The following is an 18,744-nucleotide window of genomic DNA, read 5'->3' as shown; positions in this document are numbered from 1 at the left end:
AACGCCGTCTCCCCAGCGAAGACGGCGAAGCCGACCCACGGGTCGAGCAGGTTCGGGTTGAACGACTCGATGGTGGCGATCTGGCCGCCCGCGTTCCCGGGCATCAGCTTCTCCATCCATTCACCGACGACGCCGGGCACGAGGCCGATCAGGTTGCCGACGACGAAGATCAAGGCGATGCCGACCGTGACGGCGCCTGCCGTGTGCCGCATCAGCAACCCGAGGCTGAGCCCGAAGATGCCGAGTACCGCCAGGTAGAGCCCGCCTCCGACGATGGTCCGCAGCACGCCGGGGTCGCCCAGGGCAAGCCCTACGCCTTCACGGTCCAGGAAGAAGTTGCCGGCGAGGTAGCTCGCGAACGAGGTGATGACGCCCAGGACCAGGAGTATCACTCCGAGGACCATGGCTTTGGCCGCCAGAACCGAGCCCCGGCGCGGCACAGCCGCGAGGGTGGTGCGGATCATGCCGCTCGAATATTCGGAGGACGCCACGAGGACGCCCAGCACCAGGGCCGCGATCTGGCCGAACAACAGGCCCCAGGTGAGGAAGGCGCCCGCGGGTTCGTCGGTGTCACCGTTCGCGAGCTCACTGGCCACGCCCCAGCACACCAGGGCTGTACCCCCGACGCTGATCGTGACCAGGGCTATCAGGTTCCACACCGTGGAGCGCACGGTGCGAATCTTGGTCCACTCCGCGTCGAGGATCCGGCCGAAGGTGAGTCGTGGCCCCGTCAGGGCCACGCCGTCGGGCTGGACGTCGGGATCTCGGTCAAGAACTGCTGTTGTCATCTCTCATCACCGATGTTTCGCTGGGGTCTCGGTCCTACGCGGCCGAGACCGATGGTCAAAAGGTTCTCGACGCCGGCTTCAGACACCGGCGGTGGTGAACTCGGCGGCGGATCCACTGGTCTGCTCGGATGCCGGTGTGGGGACGCCCGCGTGGTACTCGACGCTGTCGGCGGTCAGACGCATGAAGGCGTCCTCGAGCGAGGCCTGGACGTTGTACAGCTCGTGCAGGTAGAGGCCGGACGCGCCGGCGATGTCGCCGACCTGCTCGGGCGTTGTCCCGAAGACAGCAAGCGCACCGTCGTCCGTGGCCTCGACCTGCCAGCCCTTGGCGACAAGTCGTTCCGCCAGTTCCGAGCCGTGCGGGGAGCGTACCTGGACGTGTGCCGTCGAGTTGCGGGCGATGAAGTCGTTCATGTCGGTGTCCGCGATGATCTGCCCGCGTCCGATGACGATCAGGTGGTCGGCGGTGAGCGCCATCTCCGACATGAGGTGGCTGGAGACGAAGACGGTGCGACCCTCGGCGGCGAGACTGCGGATCAGCGTGCGGATCCAGCGGATGCCGTCCGGGTCGAGGCCGTTGACCGGCTCGTCGAACAGAAGCACCGCCGGGTCGCCGAGCAGCGCCGCGGCGATCCCGAGTCGCTGCCCCATGCCGAGTGAGAATCCGCCGGAGCGCTTGCGAGCGACGTCGCCCAGGCCGACGATCTCGATGACCTCGTCGACGCGACGTTGTGGGATACCGTTGCTCTTTGCCATCCAGAGCAGGTGGTTGTATGCGGTGCGGCCGCCGTGGATGGCCTTCGCTTCGAGCAGCGCACCGACCTCGTGCAGCGGTGCGGCATGGTCCCGGTAGGCCCGCCCGTTCACCGTGACCGAGCCGCTGGACGGCCGGTCCAGGCCCATCACCATGCGCATGGTGGTGGACTTGCCGGCGCCGTTCGGGCCGAGGAAGCCGGTCACCGCGCCTGGCCGGACGGTGAAGTCGATCGAGTCGACCGCTGTCGTGTCTCCGTAACGTTTGGTGAGTCCTTGTGCGGTGATCATGGAGCCCCTCGATGTCATCGATGGTGGTGTCGTCCTCCGGCACCTGTCGTGGTGCCGCGTTCACCACACACGCTAGAGCCCACAAAGCCGCAGGTTAAGGCTCTCGAGGGACACTCCAGGGTCGGCTCAGGGACATCTCGGGGACCACCCGGATGTGCTGCCCACGGAGGTTGCCGATCTCACCTTCTGGGGCGGAGACGGTGCTTGTCGGGTGGGCATTCGCAAATACCCGGGTCAGGCGAGACGCTCGCCGTCGACGGTGGTCTCGATGCCGTCGGCCAGGAAGCAGGTGTAGCCGCCGGCCTTCGACGTCTCCTCCAACGGAGCCGGGTAGGCCCAGGCAGCGTCCTGGATTCGCCGATCACCCGTGCGCACGGTGTAGTACGAGGCGGTGCCCTTATAGGGGCAGACAGTGTGCGTGGCGCTGGGCTCGAGACGGTCGCGGCGGACGTCTTCGGGGTGGATGTAGTAGCGGTTGGGCAGGCCTGTCTCGGAGAGCAGCATCGGGCGTCGGGTCTCGGCGAGAACCTCGTCGCCCGCCGTGACGCGTACATGCCGGCTCGACTCGCGCACGTCCACGCGATGGTACGGATCTCGCAGGTGTCCCTCGATCTCCTCATCCTCGTCGAACCACGCGTCCATCGCCTGGAAGTCCACGCATCGGTAGCCACGCAACCACGTCGCCGCCTCAGTCGAGTCGTCGTAACCCCAGACGGCGTTCTCCGCGGCGCGGTCTCCGACCCGGAACGCCCAGTACCGGGCCTCGCCCTTGAATGGACAGGTGGTGCGGTGGTCCGTCCGCTCCATCAGGTCGGTGCGAAGATCGTCCTCGGGTACGTACAGCTGTGGCAGATACCCGGTCTCGTGCAGGAGCTTGCCGCGCCGGCTGTCCAAGACGACCTCGCCGCCGAAGACGGCCCGCGCGCGGCGTGGGAAGTCGTCGAACAGGAGCCGATGCTGCGGGCCGTCGACGCTGTAGTTGGTCGAGTCCGGTGGCTTGGCGGACAGCGGTCCGTGGCTCAAGGTCAACGTCATGATCTACCTCCGGTGCGTGGTGGCGTCTATATGCCGGGTACCCGATAGAGGGCGGTGTGAACCGTTGTTTGCGTCGTTGAGTAGCGGGTAGATCGACAGTGAACGGAACGTCGGCCCGATGCCGGAGGGCATCATGACACCTGCACCGAATGTTCCCGATGGTCCTACCCCGGTGAGTAGCCCAGTCCGAACAGCTACATACCTGGTGGCGGTGGTCTTCCTGCTGGTGGGCGTGCTCGGCTTCGTCCCCGGTGTCACCTCCGACTACGACCTGATGGAGTTCTCCGGACCCGATTCCGAGGCGATGCTGTTCGGCGTCTTCGCCGTATCCGTGCTGCACAACCTCGTCCATCTGTTGTTCGGCATCATCGGGCTCATCATGGCCCGCACGGTACGGCTCGCCCGGACATACCTGTTCGCCGGTGGGCTGGTCTACCTGGCGCTGTTCATCTATGGAATGGTCGTCGACCACGGCGACGACGCGGACTTCATCCCATTGAACGACGCCGACAACTGGCTGCATCTCGGCCTTGCGATTGGAATGGTCGTGTTCGGTCTCCTGCCGCAGACGCAGAGCGGACGACGCGCTCCCAAGGGCGGCTGAGGGCCCTGGTGCGCGCGGTTGGAGGAAGACCGGGGGTGTCGTCGGTGCACGCCGCGAAGGTGGACTAGACCAATACTTGGCGTAAGTGCATCGGGTTCTGTACGGTTCGGCGACAACGCGGCCGGATAATCGGCTGTGGACGTCTCACTGTGAAGGACCTTCATGAACTCTCCGACCGCCCAGGCGCCCGCGACTTTCAACGATCCTGAACCCATCGACGTCGTTCATGTGGGTCTGGGGCCCATCGGCCGTCAGGTGCTCGCTTTTATGTCAGGTCGTGAGCGTTACCGCAGCGCAGGAGGGGCGGACATCAACCCCGCGTTGGTCGGTCTGCCGTTGAACGAGATCCTGGGCGAGCGGGTCGTCGCCGACGACGCCCGGGTGGTGGAGACCATCGAGGAGCTCGGCCAGGCCAAGCCGGGGGCGGTCGCCGTGCACTGTGCCGGTTCGTCGCTCGAACGGGTCGCGCCGTCGCTGCGGGCGCTCATCGAGGCCGGCTTTCACACCGTCTCGACGTGTGAGGAACTGTCCGACCCGTGGCGGACGCAGCCGAAGCTCGCGGCCGAGCTGGACGCCGCGGCTCGGGCCGCAGACGTCGTCGTCTTGGGCACCGGCGTCAATCCGGGATACTCGATGGACTACCTTCCGGTCGTGCTGGCGGCCTCGCAGCGGTCGGTGCGCGCGGTCAATGTCCACCGGGTCCAGGATGCCGGGCTGCGCCGGCTGCCGTTGCAGCGAAAGGTGGGTGCGGGAATCACGGTCGACGAGTTCACCCAGCGCGTCCACGAGGGGACGATCCGGCATATGGGGCTTGGCGAGTCCGCATGGCTCATCGATCGGGCCTTGAACCTGGGCTGCACGGACGTCGTAGAGACCATCGATCCCGTGGTGGCTGAGGTGCCGGTGCCGCTCGGCGACGGAACGATCGAGCCCGGACGCGTGCTCGGTATCGATCAGCTGGTGCTGGGAAAGCGGGACGGCGCCACGGTCATCCGCCTGCACCTGCAGATGGCGGTGGGTCTCGCCGATCCCCGTGATGTAGTCGCCCTCGACGGCGAGCCTGGACTGGAAACGGTGACGAGAGGCCTGCATGGTGACTCGGCGACCGCCGCCGTCGTCGTCAACTCGCTCGGACGGGTCCGAACGGCACCGCCAGGGCTGCGGACCGTTGACGAGATTCCAGCGTCTCCGCTCAATCTGTGATCAGTTCACGGTGTGCCGGCGGCCGGCGACGATGTCGCCGGCGCCTTTCACGAGGTTGACGCGGTTGTCCCGCGCGTATCGTTGCAGCATGGCGTATGCGCCCTCGGCGTCGAGCGCGTGGCGTTCGAGGAGAATTCCCTGCGCTTGGCCGATCAGGTTTCGGCTGTCGATCGCATGTCGCAGCTTGGAGCGTCGCTGTGCGGCGACGACGGCCGCGGATGCGTGCTGCGCGTAGAGGTTCAGCGTCGTGACGTGGCCGTCGTCGAACCGCTTGGCAAACGTGGAGTACAGACTAAGTGTGCCCAGGGTCGTACTCTGGGTGCCCAGCCGGATCGAGACCACGCCGTTGAATCCGAGCTCGGCGACGATCGGCGCCCACCGTCGCCAGCGCGTGTCGGCTGGGATGTCGTCGGCCACGACGGGCTCATCCGAGGACAACGCAGTGACGTTCGGCCCTTCGCCCAGGTCGACTTGGGCAAGCGTTGCCTTGTGCGCCTGCGGGGCTGTCGCGCACGTGGTGTCGATCGACGACGGTGCGTTGTAGAGCGTGATGCTCGCTTGCGGGCAGTCTGTGAGCCGGGAAGCGTGCCTGAGCATGGTCTGCGCTGTCTCCGTGACCTCCTGCTCGTCATGGAGCTCCCTGGCGAAGGCAGCTAGTCGGTCCGGTAGCGAGTCGTTCACGGTGGAACCTTACGAATAGGGACAGGCGCTCCTGTCTTTATCTCATTTTTATAACGTAGACAGAACTGTCTGTCAAGCACGGGATTCCGTGAATCGTGGGAAAGCGGTAGCCTGATAGGTGATGGAAGGTTCGACCGTCACGAACGTTCGCTTCACCGCGCGTGAGCGCATCCTGGCTACGGCCTACGCTCTCTTTTCGCAACGGGGTATTCGGGCCGTCGGCGTGGACGAGGTCATCGCGCGGGCTCAGGTGGCCAAAGCGACGTTCTACCGGCACTTCCCGGCCAAGGACGACCTCGCTCTCGCGTTTCTCGAACGGCGAGAGTACGCCTGGACCATCGACCTGGTGCAGGCGGAGTCCGAGCGGCGCGGCCGGACGTCCGAGGAGCAGCTGCTGGCGATCTTCGACATCTTCCACGAATGGTTCCAGCGTGACGACTTCGAGGGCTGTTCTTTTATCAACGTGCTGCTGGAGATGGGCGCCGGGCATTCGTCGGGCGAGGCCTGCATCCGTTACCTGGAGAACGTCCGCAGCATCGTCCGCGAGCGCGCCGAGCGAGCGGGACTGCGCGATCCGGACGAATTCGCCCGGTCATGGCACATCCTGATGAAAGGGTCGATCATCTCGGCCGCCGAGGGGGATCGGGAGGCGGCGCATCGCGCGCAGGCCATGGCCAGTCACCTGATCGCCGACCATCGCTGAAGGTCTATAAGCCCGCCACCACACGGAGATCTGCCACGAAGTCCGCGTAAGCGCTCGCTCGTTCGTCGGAGTCGCGGGCACGCAGGACCGACGACGGGTGCACCGTCGCCACGACCACGGCGTCCGCATCCACGGGGCCAGGCTCGTCGTCGCCGGTACGTCCCGACACGAGTGGCGAACGGTCGCGGAGCTCGGCCCACAAGCGCGGCTGGCCACGCTCCCGGGTTACCCGGAACGCCCGGCCCAGCATGGTGGTGGCGGCGGTGGCTCCGAGCACCACGATGACTCCCGGCCTGATCGACGCGAGCTCCGCCTGCAGCCACGGACGGCAAGCGGCGAGTTCTCCAGCGTCCGGCTTCTGGTGGATTCGCCGTTTGCCGCCGGCGGCACGGCGGAACTTGAAGTGTTTGACGGCGTTCGTCAGGTAGACATCGGACCGGCGCAGGCCCACGTCGTCCAGCGCGCGGTCGAGTAAACGGCCCGCCGGGCCGACGAAAGGATCGCCTTCCCGGTCCTCGACATCGCCCGGTTGCTCTCCCACCATGACGACGTGCGCATCCGAGGCGCCCGACCCGAAGACGGTGCGGGTGGCGTCCCGGAACAGGCCGCATGCCTGGCAGCCGTCCGCCGCGGCGCTCAGCTGCGCCGGGGACGCGTTCTCCGGCACCGGGGCGGGTCGTTCGCCTGGATCCGGGGTACGCGTGCGGCGACCCTTACCGCTGGTATTGCTCATCTCGGACTGGATCGTGGCCGATGTTCATCAGGCGGTGCCGCCTGTGTTCGTCGTCGATCAGGAATTCTCGCGGTACCTCAGACGTTTCCTCATCGACGATGTCCACAACCTTCTGCATGACCGCCAGATCCTCTACGGTGAGGTCGGTCCGCCGTTTGGCAAGGATGTTGGCGACGGCAATGCCGAGCGGTGCCCGCCTGGCGGGACCCGGTCCGTGGCTCAGATCCGGCTCGACGCCGAGCCAGTCCAGCAGTTCCCGGGATGTCATGTTCACCACCTGGTGAAAGTGTTCCCAGAGCTCGTCCACCTCCGGGGAGATGCGCTCAGCCATCAGGCTGGTCACCTGCCTTTGTGAGGAAGTAACAGTTATCAGAACACGACTTACCCTCGTGGAGGTTCGTCATGCGCGCGGAATCGGGTAATAGGAGTGAGAGAGGGGTTGAATCAATGACTTTGGTGAACGGACACGGCAATAGCGAGGCAGCCCGGCGTAGTGAGCCCCGGGAGGCCGAGGCCGACTACGATCTCGTCGGCCAGTACTTGAAGCAGATCGGCTCGACGCCGCTGCTCAGCGCAGAGGACGAGGTTGATCTCGCCAAGCGGATCGAGGCCGGCGTCTATGCCCGCCAGCTTCTCGAGCAGGCGGACGCCGGCGGCGATCCGGGGCGTGCGCGCGTGGAGTTGGACGCGATCGCCCGGGACGGCGAGGACGCCAAGGATCACATGATCCGCGCCAACCTGCGGCTCGTCGTCTCTGCTGCGCGGAAGTTCTACCGCAACTCGGGCATGTCTTTCCTGGATGTCGTGCAGGACGGCAATCTTGGGCTGATCCGCGCGGTGGAGAAGTTCGACTACGCGAAGGGCTACAAGTTCTCCACCTATGCGATGTGGTGGATCCGGCAGGCGATCGATCGGGGCAAGACCGAGAAAGCACGGACCATCCGGCTGCCCGCATACCAGGTGGAGAGTCTGACGAAGCTGGCGCGCGCGGACCGGAAACTACAGCTCAGCCTGGGCCGGGCCCCGACTGCGGAGGAAGTCGCGGCCGAGGCGGAGATGACGGTCGAGCGCGTCCATGGGCTGCGGCAGCTGTCCCGTGACGTGATCAGTCTCGATACCCCCATCGGTGAGGACGGCAGCGCCAACGTCGGTGACCTCATCGAGGACACTGAGGTGCTGGTGGCCTCCGAGGTCGCGGAGTTCCGGGCGCTGGGCGAGGAGCTGCGCTCTCTGGTCGGAACCCTGGCGCCTAGGGAAGCGATGATCATCAGCCTCCGGTACGGCCTGAACGACGGCCGGCAGCATTCGCTGCAAGAGGTCGGGGAACGGGTCGGCCTGACCAAGGAACGTGTCCGTCAGCTGGAGAAGCAGGCGATCGCCGAGCTGCGCGACCCCGCCCGGCACGAGCCGTTGCTGGAATGGGCCAGTTGACGCATCCCATGATCATCAACGTCTGGCCACATCATCACCAGGTCAAGGGTTGATGATCATCGGTAGTCATATCCGGGGTGAGATCAGGGCGTTCCCTGAGGTAATGCGGGTATCTCCGGGACGACAATGAGAGGTGTCCGGCAATGAGAGAGAGGTCAAGATGTCCACAGGCAAAAAGCTCCTCATCGGAGCGGGTGGAATCGTCCTAGCGTGGGCGCTGCTGCCGACCTGGCTGATCCTGCTGGTCCTGATCGGGGTCCCGGTAGGGGCGTACCTGATGCTCGACGACTCGCAGCGCCGGCGGCTGACCGGCCGGTCTCGCCGTCGTTCCCTCGATTACTGAGCAGAGGAGTCCACAGCGCCGCGGCATCGATCGAAGAGATAAGGTGCCCCAGTGTCCCATGACGTTGGAGCGGCGAGTCACCCCGTGAGTGACGACGACGGCGAGCCCGGCCGACAGGAGCGACCCGTGGGCACCGGCGCCCGCCATCGACGTCCGTCCGAAACGACGGCGTGGCGGGCGCACGGCGCCAGCATGGTGCGCGGTGCGCTGATCGGCACCGTCGAGACGGTGCCCGGTGTCAGCGGCGGCACCGTCGCGCTTGTGGTGGGCGTCTACGAGACGCTGATCACCTCGGCCGGACACCTCCTGTCGGGTGTGCGCCGAGTGGTCGTCGATGTTCCGCGAGGCCGCGGTACGGGCCGTGCCGCCGCCGAGTTTCAGAATGTGAACTGGCGGGTGATCGTCCCGCTGCTGATCGGGATGCTTGTCGCGCTGGTGCTGATGGCCCGGCTGATCGAAGACTTCGTCGAGGACAACCCGGTTCAGAGCAAGGCGCTCTTCTTCGGGTTGGTGCTGGCCTCGCTGTGGGTCCCGTTCTCCCTGGCAGCCAAGGCGAGCCGGACGTTTCCGGACGATGAGTCCGATGAGCCCACCGCCGTGGGGCGCCTGGGTGATGCCCGGTGGACGGGGCGGGACGTCGCCATCGCCGCGGTCGCGGCGGTACTCGCCTTCGTCGCTGTCAGCATCCCTCCCGGAAGCGTGGAACCCACCAAGCCGGTGATCATGCTGGCCGCCGCCATCGCGGTGTCAGCGCTGGTGCTGCCCGGGCTGTCCGGGTCGTTCATTCTGTTGACCTTCGGCATGTACGAGGAGACGCTATCCGCGGTCAACGAGCGCGACCTCGAGTATCTGGCGGTCTTCGCCGTTGGCGCCGCAGTCGGGCTCGCATCGTTCGTCAAGCTGCTGCAGTGGTTGCTGGAGAATCACCGGCGAGTCGCTCTGGTGGTGCTGACCGGCGTGATGGTGGGATGCCTGCGGGCCCTGTGGCCGTGGCAGGACGATGACCGCACACTTCAGGCGCCGGACGAGCACGTCGGCGCGGCACTCGGCTTGGCCGCTCTCGGCTTCGCGGTGGTAGTGGCCGTGCTGATGGTCGAGCGTCGGCTCGCCCGTCGGGCGGCGTGACCTGGGGTCCTGCGGAACGATGCCCCCTGCACACACGTTGCAGGACGCACCGTCCCAGGACCGTCAGTGCGAGCCGCGCGCGCCTTCCGCGTATGGCAGCAGCGCCATTTCGCGTGCGTTCTTGATAGCGCGTGCGACCTCTCGCTGTTGCTGCGGGGTCAGGCCGGTGACGCGGCGGGAGCGGATCTTCCCACGGTCGGAGATGAATGTCCGCAGCAGGTTCACGTCTTTGTAGTCGACGTAGGTGATCTTCGCGGCATCCAGTGGGTTCTTGCGCTTACGGGAGGAGGTCCGCTTCTCCGGCTTGATTGGTTTCCTACTCGCCATCCTTGGTCCTGTTCTGATTCGGGGGTGCGCGTTGCGTCTCGCGGGCGTCAAACTTTACGGTATATGAGAACAGCTCTCAACTCGTTCTCTAGTGCTCAGCAGCTAGTATCCCACCGACCACCGGCAGAATGCACACCTTCCAGGTGACGAGGAGGTCACGGAGTGTAGAGCCGCCCAGAGGCACGCACCTGGTGGATCTGCGTCGCAGGGTCCATAAAGCCTGCGCGATCACGTACGCACGTGTCGCTCGAACCAGTCACCGGCCAGCCGAGCCACCTCATCGAGCGCGCCCGGCTCCTCGAACAGATGGGTCGCGCCCTCGACGACGGCCATGTCTCGTTCACACTGCAGTTCATCCAGCGCAGCCCGGTTCAAAGCGAGAACGGTGGTGTCGAGGCTGCCGACGATGAGCAGTGTCGGCGCACGCACCGAGGCGAGCGCCGCGTGTGCGAGGTCGGGCCGACCGCCACGTGACACCACAGCGCGAACCCGTTCTGGTGTGGTTGCCGCGGCGGCGAGCGCGGCGGCGGCGCCGGTGCTCGCGCCGAAGTAGCACAGCGGCAGATGCGACGTCGAGGGATCACGTTCCAGCCAGGCGCTCGCCGTCTGGAGTCGTTCCGTCAGCAGATCGATGTCGAACCGCAGATGGCGGGTATGGGCTTCGGCCTGTTCCTCGGGCTCGGTGAGCAGGTCGGTGAGCATGGTGGCCAGGCCGTGCTGGTTCAGCGCGGCCGCGACTGCCTGGTTGCGCGGGCTGTGCCGCCCGCTTCCGCTGCCGTGCGCGAAGAGCACCACGGCCGTCGCACCGTCGGGAACGGCCAGGTCTCCGGGCGCGCCTCCCTGTCCCATCACGTCTACCTCGAAAGACTTCACGTACACGCCGCTACCCCCGTGCGGCCGGCGGCAAACGCCCGAGCGGATGGGATGACCGGGACGTGCCCATGGGGTCCCGCACGTTTCACGTTCGGCCTACTGGGTAGCCGCCGAAGCATGCGAGTGCTAGTCACTGGGGCGACCGGCAACGTCGGCACCAGTCTCGTCCAGGCATTGTCCGATGACCCGGACGTCGAGGAGATCGTCGCCGTGGCACGGCGGGCACCGACGGATTGGAAGCCGTCCAAGGTGACGTTCGTCCAGGCCGACGTGCGATCCGACGAGATGGTCGACCACTGCCGTTCAGCGACGGCCGTCGTCCACCTGGCATGGGCATTCCAGCCCACGCACGGGCCCATCAAGACCTGGGACGTCAACGTCATGGGCAGCATCCGGGTCTTCGAGGCCGCAGCCGAGGCCGGCGTCGGTGCTCTCGTGTACGCGTCCTCCGTAGGTGCGTACTCGCCTGGACCGGGCAAGCATGTCGATGAGAGCTGGCCCACCCACAGCCTTCCGACCGCCGCGTACGGGAGGGAGAAGGCCTACGTGGAGCGCTGCCTGGACGCGTTTGAGTTGCGTCATCCCGAAGTCCGCGTCGCGCGCATACGGCCTTGCTTCATCTTCAAGCGAGAGTCAGGAAGCGAGCAACGCCGAATCTTCGGCGGGCCGTTCCTACCCAGAACGCTACTGCGGCCGGGGCGGCTGCCGGTCGTGCCGCTGCCGGCCGGGTTGAGGTTCCAGGCCGTGCACACGTCGGACGCCGCCGACGCGTACCGCCGGGCGGTGCTGGGCGATGTGCGAGGCCCGTTCAACATCGCCGCTGACCCGGTCATCGACGCATCCGAACTTGCGGATCTTCTGGGTGCGAGAAAGGTCTCCGTGCCAGCCGTGGCCGCCCGCGTTGCGGTCGGGGGAGCGTGGCGGCTGCGGCTGGCACGGGCTGACGACGCGTTGCTGAACCTCATGCTTCAGCTGCCGACACTCGATGCTGCACGAGCCCGCCGGGAGCTCGGCTGGGAACCGCGGTACTCGGGGCGAGAAGCCCTGCGCGAGATGCTCGATGGGCTGGCCGACGGTGCCGGGGCCCCGACCGAGCCGCTGCATCCTGACCATCCCGAGCGGACGGCGACCGCCTTCATGTGAGAACGGGGATCTGACCATGCACCACGACGAGTTCGTGACCCGGGCACCGCAGGCAGCACCGGCCATGCGTAGCGTGCTGTTTCAGACGGTGCGCTGGTAGGCACGGAACGCGCGGGTGGCGAGCCAGCCCATCAGCAGCGCCAGAGCGACGAGGAAGCCGGTCTGTCCAGCGACGACGCCCCAGTCCGTAGCACCGGCCAGCGCCTCCCTGCTCGCTGTCGCCGCCCAGTCCACCGGGTTGAAGGACGCCACGGTGTCCACCCAGCCCGGCACGAGCTCGGGGGCCATCAGTACAGACGACAGGAAGGTCAGCGGCAGCGCCAGGAACATCGACATTCCGATCAGTGACTCCTGCGACCGCACCAGCAAGGCCATCGCGCACGAGAGCGCGGCGAAGAAGATCGCGAGCAGAGTCGAGGCCACGAGCACGACCAGAACCCCGGCCACTCCGCCGTCGTAGCGGGCGCCCATCAGCAGGCCGATACCGAAGATGATCAACGACTGTGCGACCGTGACCACCGCCTGGTAGGACAGGATGCCGTTGATCAGGGCGCCCCGGCTCAGCGGCGAGGTGAGGTTGCGGTCCATCACACCGCGGTTCATGTCGTCGATGAAGCTGGTCCCCGCCCAGTTGGCGGTCATGATCGCGTTCATGACGATCACACCGGGTGTGAGATAGGTGATGTAGGAGGTGTCGCCGAAGCCCGGAATCTCGGTGACACTCTCGAACAGCTGGCTGAACAGCAGCAGCCAGACCATCGGCTGAATCAGGGTGAAGGCGAGGTAAGCCGGCTCCCGGCGCAGGATCCGCAGCGACCTGCCGGTCAAGTACAGCGAGTGCATCATGGCGGTGGTCATCGCGCGGCCTCCATGCTGTCGATCTGGTCGGCGGTACGGAAGGACCGGCCGGCATGGCGGAGGTAGACGTCGTCGAGCGACGGGCGGGCGACGGTGACTGAGGCGAGCAGCACGTCGCGGGCGTCGAGGGCAGCAAGGGCCTTGGGCAGAACGGCGGCGCCGTTGCCGACGCGTGCGTTGAGCGTCGACTCCTCGGCTGTGACCTGGTGGACGCCTTCGACCGACTCGAATGCCCCGAGCGCCCGCTCGCGGTCAGCGGGATCTGCCAGCTGCACGTGGACCGTGTCGCCGGCGAGCTCTGCCTTGAGCTCCTCCGGGGTTCCGGTGGCGACGACGCGCCCGCGGTCGACGATGACCAGTCGGTCGGCGAGGTTGTCGGCTTCTTCGAGATAGTGCGTGGTCAACAGGACCGTGAGCCCGTCGGCATCGGTGAGCTCGGAGATCTCCGCCCACATGTCGGCCCTCGCCTCGGGGTCCAGGCCGGTGGTGGGCTCGTCCAGGAACAAGACCTGCGGGCGGTGGATCAGCGCGAGCGCGACGTCGAGCTTGCGCTGCATGCCTCCGGACCAGGTCTTGGCGACCCGGCCGGCGGCATCGGCCAGGCCGAATTGCGCCAATAGCTCGCCCGCACGGCGTCGGATCTCGCGTATCGGTATCCCGTAGATACGGCCCTGCAAGGTCAAGTTCTCGTGACCGGTCGCCGTGGGGTCGAAGCATGGCTTCTGCGGGACGTACCCGATGGCGTGCCGGACCTGAGCACCCTGCCGAGCGACGTCGTAGCCGGCGACGGTGGCTGTGCCTGAGTCGGCGCCGGAGAGCGTGGTCAGGATCTTCGTGGTGGTGGATTTGCCGGCGCCGTTCGGTCCTAGCAGGCCGAAGACCGTGCCGGCCGGGACGGAGAAGCTCACGCCGCTGAGCGCTGGAACCGCTGTGGCCCCGCTCCCGTAGGTCTTGGTCAGCTCAGAAGCCTCGATCGCGGCTTCCGTGCGTGCGGGTGGGCCCGCCGTGGCGTGGGTGATGCTGGATACAGGCATGGGTCCTCTCCTGGCTTGACCCGGCCGGGTGACGGCCGGGAGGAAGAAGGAGCCGAGGTTGCGCCGCCATGTGGACCGCCGTCGAGCAGGTGGAGGGACGACGGCTGTCGGTGGCTGACGCGCGTGACCTATCCTGAGTGGTTGAAGGGCCCCTCGGGCTGGTCCCGCGTGTCGGGTTCGGTCTCCTGGGATTCTCAATGTCCCCTCGCCGTGGTGTTGGCGCACCCGGCGAGGGGTCTTCTTTCGTGTGATGGCGGCGTGCGCCATCGTCGTCATTGCTTATTCAGCCACGGGAAGTCCTCCTTGAACTCTTCCTGGATCGTGGTGTCGATCTGATCCGTGGGCACACCGGCGGTGCGTAGCTCGTCCATCCGTCGCCAGATGCCGATGCCGGGGAACGTGCCGGAGGTCAGCTCGTCGAGGAACCGGGCGACGAACTCGATCTCTGCCGATTGAAGGGCAAGTTCGTATTCGTGCTCGATGACGAAGAGACGGGGCAGCCCCATCTCGTCCGCCTGCTGGAGCATGCGCCGACCGACCTCTTGCTCGCGGCGTAGCTGTTCCAGGCGTCGCTGGAGCAGCGATATGACGTCGTCCACGCCCAACGCCGGCATCAGCGACAGGCCCGCCTCGAACTGCGGGAACTCCTTGGCGGGCGTTCTGAGCAGTTCGCTGAGCCAATCGACCATGGTGGTACGGCCGGCATCCGTGACGGTGTAGACCGTCCGTTCCGGCCGTTTGCCCTCGCGCGTGGTCTCGTGCACCTCGATCAGTCCGCGCTTGGCCAAGGAATCGATGACTGAGTAGAGGGAGCCGAAGTTGAGCTTGATGCTCTCCTGCTTGCTGCGTTCCTTGAGCGTGCTGGACATCTCATACGGATGCATGGGCCGCTCGACGAGCAGGGTCAGTACGGCCAGCGCCAGCGGGTTGGTCGGACGCCCCGCCGCCATACTCTCCCCCGATTACTCGGAATCAATTACTTGAAGTCGAGTATTAGCCGCGGAGTCGCTGATGTCAAGCGAGTCCGGTCAGGACTTTGCTCAGAGCCCCTCGGGCAACCTCGCGTGTGTGGCGGCCGCTCAGTGGTTGCTGTGCAGCGACTGCAGCAGCGCCAGATCCTTGCCGGTCACACCGGTGACGCCGAGACGTCGCGCGTCGGCCACGTCGTTCGCGGTGTCGACCGGCCAGGTGATGACGTGTTCGACGTGACGACGTAACTCCGCCACGATCTCCGGTGTCAGGAGCGTGCGATGGACCGAGCATCCGAAGATCGGTCGCTGATTCGGCCATTCGGCCTGCCCCTTGTTGAGCAGCGCCCGAAGCCGCTCCACCATCGGCCAGCTGCCCGCCGAGAGGACGGTCCGGATGTGCGGCGTGTCGGCGAAGGCCTTGAACATCCACCAGTGTGGGGTGCACACCGTCACCGGGAGATCCGGCGCGTGTTGTTTCAGGACCGCGGCGACTGCCGGACCCAAGCCCGGCCGGAACCCCTTCAGGTCGAGCATCAGCCGGTGGCGATCGTTCGGCAGCGATGTGAGCACCTCGGTGAGGGTGGGGATCGCCAGGCCCTCACGCCGGATCAACTCGCCCGGCTCCCAGAGCAGCTTGGAACCGAGCGTCTTGGTGTGGCGTATCTCGGGCGTTCCCTTGAAGAAACGGACATCTGCCTCGACCAGGTCGACGTTTGCGCTGAGTGCGGCACTGAGGGTGGCGACGTCGTTGGCCGCGCGGTGGGCGACGGTCAGCAGCTGCCGACCGTCGGGGCTGTCCTTGGGGTCGCCATGCCAGGTCATGAGAGTTGCTCGGCTCCTTGTCCTCGCGCCGTCGTGCGTTCATTATGACGCTACGTGTGCGGCAAAGGGCAATGCCGGGACGGCTCTCGTGAGTCTCTTCCTTCAGTGGCCTCTCGGTGCCGGGTGAGATCATGTGACCAAGATGATCAACTTGAAAAGTTTCACCCAATGCCTTCTTGACGCGTACGCGTGAGCTGAACGCGCGAGGGCACTGTCAGATATTACGCACGGGTAGATTTCCGTGTTGCGCTCCGACCGGACCGGGAGGGGCATGGCCATATGGATGCTGTGCATCTCCTCGCGACTTTATCGATCTGTGCGCCGGAAATCGCAGGCATTCAACCGGAAATGTTGCACGGGCAACGCGGCCGGGCGGAAGATTTCCGTCTCTGTCCCGGAATATGTTCATTTGCGTAACAGAATAGTATCGGTTGCGAAACGGTGTCCGAATGCCGATACAAGAAGCCCTGTAGGCCTTTCTGAGCGAGGCCTCACTTGGCGCGCCCTAGGGCGCTGAGCCGCTTCAAGAGAAAGGGAACGCCCCCTCGCTCAGCAGAGGGGGCGTTCCGTCGAGTGCTTAGCCGGCTACCGCGTCCGACTGAGCTGCCCGCGAGTCCAAGCAGGCCAGTCGAGTTTGAGAAGGCCGACTGGATTCAAGCCGAGACCTCAGATCGGGCGAACCTGGTCGGCCTGCGGCCCCTTCGGGCCCTGAGTGATCTCGAACTCCACGCGCTGGTTCTCGTCCAGCGTGCGGTAGCCGTCGACCTGGATGGCCGAGTAGTGCACGAAGACATCGGCGTCGCCGTTGTCCTGCGCAATGAAGCCGAAACCCTTCTCGGCGTTGAACCACTTGACGGTTCCCTGTGCCATGTGCTTTGTCCTCCTAGGGGACGGTGGTTGGAGCCGCACCTTGCGACTCCGGCTGCTGCTGCCGTCTCCCGCTACCGTGCTAGGCACAGAGAAGCGAAAAACGCCCGCTATAACAATCCACGGGCGGTCAAGGACGTGCGAGGAACTGTTACTGCAACCGCGGAAACAGTACCACCTTGTGCCCGCGACCCGCAGCATACGATGTTCGCTCTATTTGTCAAAGGGTCCTTCCGAACCGTGAGCATCGACGGGTGCGTATGAACGGGGGTATGCAGCGCCCGCTACGGTAGTTTCCAGTCGACGGGATCCACGCCGAGACCACTCAAGAGCTGATTAGCGCGACTAAAGGGCCGTGAGCCGAAGAAGCCGTTGTGAGCGGACATCGGGCTCGGATGAGCTGACTCGACACGTGGCGTGTCGCCGAGTAGTGGTGCCAGATTGCGTGCGTCCCGGCCCCAGAGGATGGCAACGAAAGGTTTCTCCCGGGCGGCAAGCGCGCGAATCGCCTGTTCGGTCACCGCCTCCCAACCCTTCCCGCGGTGCGACGCCGGCCGGCGCGGGGCGACCGTCAGAGCGCGGTTGAGCAGCAGCACACCGTTCTCCGCCCAGCGCGACAGATCTCCGCTGGTGGGAGCGGGATAGCCGAGATCAGTGCCGTACTCCCGGAAGATGTTGACCAGGCTCGGCGGTAGCGGGCGGACGTCCGGCGCGACCGAGAAGCTCAGACCCACCGCATGGCCCGGCGTCGGGTAGGGGTCCTGGCCGACGATGAGTACCCGTACGTCGTCGAACGGCGTAGTGAAGGCCCGCAGGATGTGCTCTCCTGCCGGAAGATACGTCCGCCCGGCGGCGACCTCCGCGCGGAGGAACTCGCCCATGGCGGTGATCTGCCCGGTGACCGGCGACAGGGCCCGCGCCCAGCCCGGATCCACCAACTCGTGCAGGGGTCGTGCGTCGCTCATGCCGACTCACTCTAGAGCACCGGCTAGCGCGTCACGACGGTTCCCGTCAGCCCTCCACGTGGTGGACGGCCGGAACCCGCGGGGGCTTGACGATGAGGGCCGCGATAGCGATGAGGACGGGGATCGGAGCGGTCGCGAGGAGCACGTCGGTGTACGATCCGGTCCAGTCATGGGCAGTGGCGTAGATCAGCGGGCCGAATGCCGTGGACCCCACGGAGACGGACACCACCACACCGCGGATCGTGCCCAGGTGAGCGGTGCCGAAGTAGCGGGGGAACGTCGAGGCTTCCAGCACTCGCATGGAGCCGCCGGCGGCCCCCAGCAGCGCACCGAAGGCTACAGCCAGCAGGCCGGGTGTGACCCGCGCGCCCAGCACCAGACCTCCGGCCAGCAGCGCCATGGCGACGACGATCAGCCAGCGTGGCCGGATCCGGTCGACAAGGGCGCCGGTGGCCAGGGTGGCCAGGAGCATCGCGATCGTCTGCCAGAGGAAGTTTCCGGCCGCCTCGCCGGGCGTGAGCCCGCGTTCGCCAAGCAAGCTGATCTGGTGGAAGTTGACCGCGGTGGAGAGCAGACCGCAGGCGGCGACGCCGGCCGTGACCACCCAGAAATATGGTGAGCGGATGGTCTGCGCCAGGGTCGCGCCCCACTCGACGTGGTCGCGGCCGTCGTCGTCGCTCTTGCGGACGCCGTCCGGGATCTGGCCCAGATGTGCCGGGCGGTCGCGCATCCCGAGCAAGGCGATCGGGATGACCACAAGCCAGATCGCGAGCCCTTCGACCAGCCACGCCGTACGCCAGCCATGCTCGGCGATGAAGCCCTCCATGACCAGCGGCGTCATCGATATCCCGATGGCGCCGATGGCGGAGACGATGCCGGTGGCGACTCCGCGCTTCTTGGTGAACCAGAGCGCCGTCGCGGTGGTCGCGGTCAGGCCGAGCGCGCCTTGACCGGCCATTCGGATGCCCGCGAACCCAGCCGTGAGACCGACGATCTCGGTCGCTGCCGCGAGCGCGATCAACACGGAGCCGAAGGCGGCACCGATCACAGCCATGGTGCGTCGTACGCCGTAGCGGTCGACCGCGCGGCCCACCCACGGCATGGCGAGGGCGCCCGCAAGCGTGCCGATCAGGTATGCCGTGGACATCGCGGACCGGGAGATCCCGAGGTCAGCGATCATCGGGTCGATGAACA

The 18,744-nt window shown here is 66.3% G+C and carries 22 protein-coding genes; 7 read left to right on the top strand and 15 right to left on the bottom strand.

What is annotated here, in order from left to right; genetic code table 11:
* From ELR45_RS23170 to ELR45_RS23160, 3 genes are all read right to left on the bottom strand, one after another.
* On the bottom strand, positions 1-788 hold a 788-nt coding region (locus ELR45_RS23170), incomplete at its 3' end, for an ABC transporter permease (protein WP_205857095.1).
* A 78-nt stretch (positions 789-866) separates the two neighbouring features.
* Positions 867-1,832, bottom strand: a complete 966-nt coding sequence (locus ELR45_RS23165; protein WP_129668445.1) for an ABC transporter ATP-binding protein — start codon at positions 1,830-1,832, stop codon at positions 867-869.
* Positions 1,833-2,066: 234 nt separating this feature from the next.
* The gene (locus tag ELR45_RS23160) at positions 2,067-2,867 is read right to left on the bottom strand and encodes a DUF427 domain-containing protein (RefSeq protein WP_129668444.1); all 801 of its coding nucleotides are present in this window, start codon (positions 2,865-2,867) and stop codon (positions 2,067-2,069) included.
* A 133-nt stretch (positions 2,868-3,000) separates the two neighbouring features.
* On the opposite strand from ELR45_RS23160, the gene ELR45_RS23155 reads away from it, so the two are divergent.
* Both ELR45_RS23155 and ELR45_RS23150 read left to right on the top strand, forming a co-directional pair.
* Positions 3,001-3,471, top strand: coding sequence for a DUF4383 domain-containing protein (locus tag ELR45_RS23155; protein WP_129668443.1), 471 nt, complete (start codon positions 3,001-3,003; stop codon positions 3,469-3,471).
* Positions 3,472-3,633: 162 nt separating this feature from the next.
* Positions 3,634-4,674, top strand: a complete 1,041-nt coding sequence (locus tag ELR45_RS23150) for a dihydrodipicolinate reductase (protein ID WP_129668442.1) — start codon at positions 3,634-3,636, stop codon at positions 4,672-4,674.
* On the opposite strand, the gene ELR45_RS23145 is transcribed toward ELR45_RS23150, so the two are convergent.
* On the bottom strand, positions 4,675-5,355 hold the full coding sequence (locus ELR45_RS23145) for a GAF and ANTAR domain-containing protein (protein ID WP_129668441.1): 681 nt from the start codon (positions 5,353-5,355) through the stop codon (positions 4,675-4,677).
* A 121-nt stretch (positions 5,356-5,476) separates the two neighbouring features.
* Between ELR45_RS23145 and ELR45_RS23140 the strand changes: the two genes are divergently transcribed.
* Complete coding sequence (locus tag ELR45_RS23140; protein ID WP_129668440.1) at positions 5,477-6,058, top strand: TetR/AcrR family transcriptional regulator; 582 nt, start codon at positions 5,477-5,479, stop codon at positions 6,056-6,058.
* A gap of 4 nt (positions 6,059-6,062) precedes the next feature.
* Here ELR45_RS23140 and ELR45_RS23135 read toward each other — a convergent pair whose 3' ends face one another.
* Positions 6,063-6,791, bottom strand: a complete 729-nt coding sequence (locus ELR45_RS23135; protein ID WP_129668439.1) for a UdgX family uracil-DNA binding protein — start codon at positions 6,789-6,791, stop codon at positions 6,063-6,065.
* Positions 6,772-7,122, bottom strand: coding sequence for a DUF3140 domain-containing protein (locus tag ELR45_RS23130; RefSeq protein ID WP_129668438.1), 351 nt, complete (start codon positions 7,120-7,122; stop codon positions 6,772-6,774). The genes ELR45_RS23135 and ELR45_RS23130 overlap by 20 nt, the downstream gene beginning before the upstream one ends.
* Before the next feature lie 116 nt (positions 7,123-7,238).
* On the opposite strand from ELR45_RS23130, the gene ELR45_RS23125 reads away from it, so the two are divergent.
* The 3 genes from ELR45_RS23125 (at position 7,239) to ELR45_RS23115 (ending at position 9,690) form a co-directional block, all read left to right on the top strand.
* Complete coding sequence (locus ELR45_RS23125) at positions 7,239-8,222, top strand: sigma-70 family RNA polymerase sigma factor (protein WP_129668437.1); 984 nt, start codon at positions 7,239-7,241, stop codon at positions 8,220-8,222.
* 160 nt (positions 8,223-8,382) lie between these two features.
* Positions 8,383-8,565: a hypothetical protein gene (locus ELR45_RS23120; protein WP_129668436.1), complete on the top strand. Its 183-nt coding sequence runs from the start codon at positions 8,383-8,385 to the stop codon at positions 8,563-8,565.
* 51 nt (positions 8,566-8,616) lie between these two features.
* Positions 8,617-9,690 carry a DUF368 domain-containing protein gene (locus ELR45_RS23115; protein ID WP_205857094.1) on the top strand — a complete coding sequence of 358 codons (1,074 nt, stop codon included), beginning with the start codon at positions 8,617-8,619 and terminating at the stop codon, positions 9,688-9,690.
* Between the two features lie 63 nt (positions 9,691-9,753).
* Here the strand turns inward: ELR45_RS23115 and rpsR are convergent, their stop codons facing one another.
* On the bottom strand, positions 9,754-10,017 hold the full coding sequence (gene rpsR, locus ELR45_RS23110; protein ID WP_129668435.1) for a 30S ribosomal protein S18: 264 nt from the start codon (positions 10,015-10,017) through the stop codon (positions 9,754-9,756).
* Positions 10,018-10,245: 228 nt separating this feature from the next.
* Positions 10,246-10,890, bottom strand: coding sequence for a dienelactone hydrolase family protein (locus ELR45_RS23105; RefSeq protein WP_240760076.1), 645 nt, complete (start codon positions 10,888-10,890; stop codon positions 10,246-10,248).
* Positions 10,891-11,007: 117 nt separating this feature from the next.
* Between ELR45_RS23105 and ELR45_RS23100 the strand changes: the two genes are divergently transcribed.
* Entirely contained in the window at positions 11,008-12,033 is a 1,026-nt protein-coding gene (locus ELR45_RS23100) for an NAD-dependent epimerase/dehydratase family protein (RefSeq protein ID WP_240760075.1), read from the top strand.
* A gap of 81 nt (positions 12,034-12,114) precedes the next feature.
* On the opposite strand, the gene ELR45_RS23095 is transcribed toward ELR45_RS23100, so the two are convergent.
* From ELR45_RS23095 to ELR45_RS23065, 7 genes are all read right to left on the bottom strand, one after another.
* The gene (locus ELR45_RS23095) at positions 12,115-12,891 is read right to left on the bottom strand and encodes an ABC transporter permease (RefSeq protein WP_129668433.1); all 777 of its coding nucleotides are present in this window, start codon (positions 12,889-12,891) and stop codon (positions 12,115-12,117) included.
* Entirely contained in the window at positions 12,888-13,925 is a 1,038-nt protein-coding gene (locus ELR45_RS23090; protein ID WP_129668432.1) for an ATP-binding cassette domain-containing protein, read from the bottom strand. The genes ELR45_RS23095 and ELR45_RS23090 overlap by 4 nt, the downstream gene beginning before the upstream one ends.
* Before the next feature lie 272 nt (positions 13,926-14,197).
* Positions 14,198-14,875 (bottom strand): PadR family transcriptional regulator, encoded by a 678-nt coding sequence (locus ELR45_RS23085; protein WP_129668431.1) that lies wholly within the window; start codon positions 14,873-14,875, stop codon positions 14,198-14,200.
* A 129-nt stretch (positions 14,876-15,004) separates the two neighbouring features.
* The gene (locus tag ELR45_RS23080) at positions 15,005-15,718 is read right to left on the bottom strand and encodes a glycerophosphodiester phosphodiesterase (protein ID WP_205857092.1); all 714 of its coding nucleotides are present in this window, start codon (positions 15,716-15,718) and stop codon (positions 15,005-15,007) included.
* Between the two features lie 666 nt (positions 15,719-16,384).
* Complete coding sequence (locus tag ELR45_RS23075; RefSeq protein ID WP_129668430.1) at positions 16,385-16,588, bottom strand: cold-shock protein; 204 nt, start codon at positions 16,586-16,588, stop codon at positions 16,385-16,387.
* A gap of 281 nt (positions 16,589-16,869) precedes the next feature.
* On the bottom strand, positions 16,870-17,550 hold the full coding sequence (locus ELR45_RS23070; RefSeq protein WP_129668429.1) for a uracil-DNA glycosylase: 681 nt from the start codon (positions 17,548-17,550) through the stop codon (positions 16,870-16,872).
* Positions 17,551-17,596: 46 nt separating this feature from the next.
* On the bottom strand, positions 17,597-18,744 hold a 1,148-nt coding region (locus tag ELR45_RS23065), incomplete at its 5' end, for an MFS transporter (protein WP_129668484.1).

The organism is Phytoactinopolyspora endophytica, assembly GCF_004138495.1.
Lineage (GTDB): Bacteria > Actinomycetota > Actinomycetes > Jiangellales > Jiangellaceae > Phytoactinopolyspora > Phytoactinopolyspora endophytica.
Note: the sequence above shows the minus strand (reverse complement) of the source record. Positions and strands in the feature narration are given on the sequence as shown.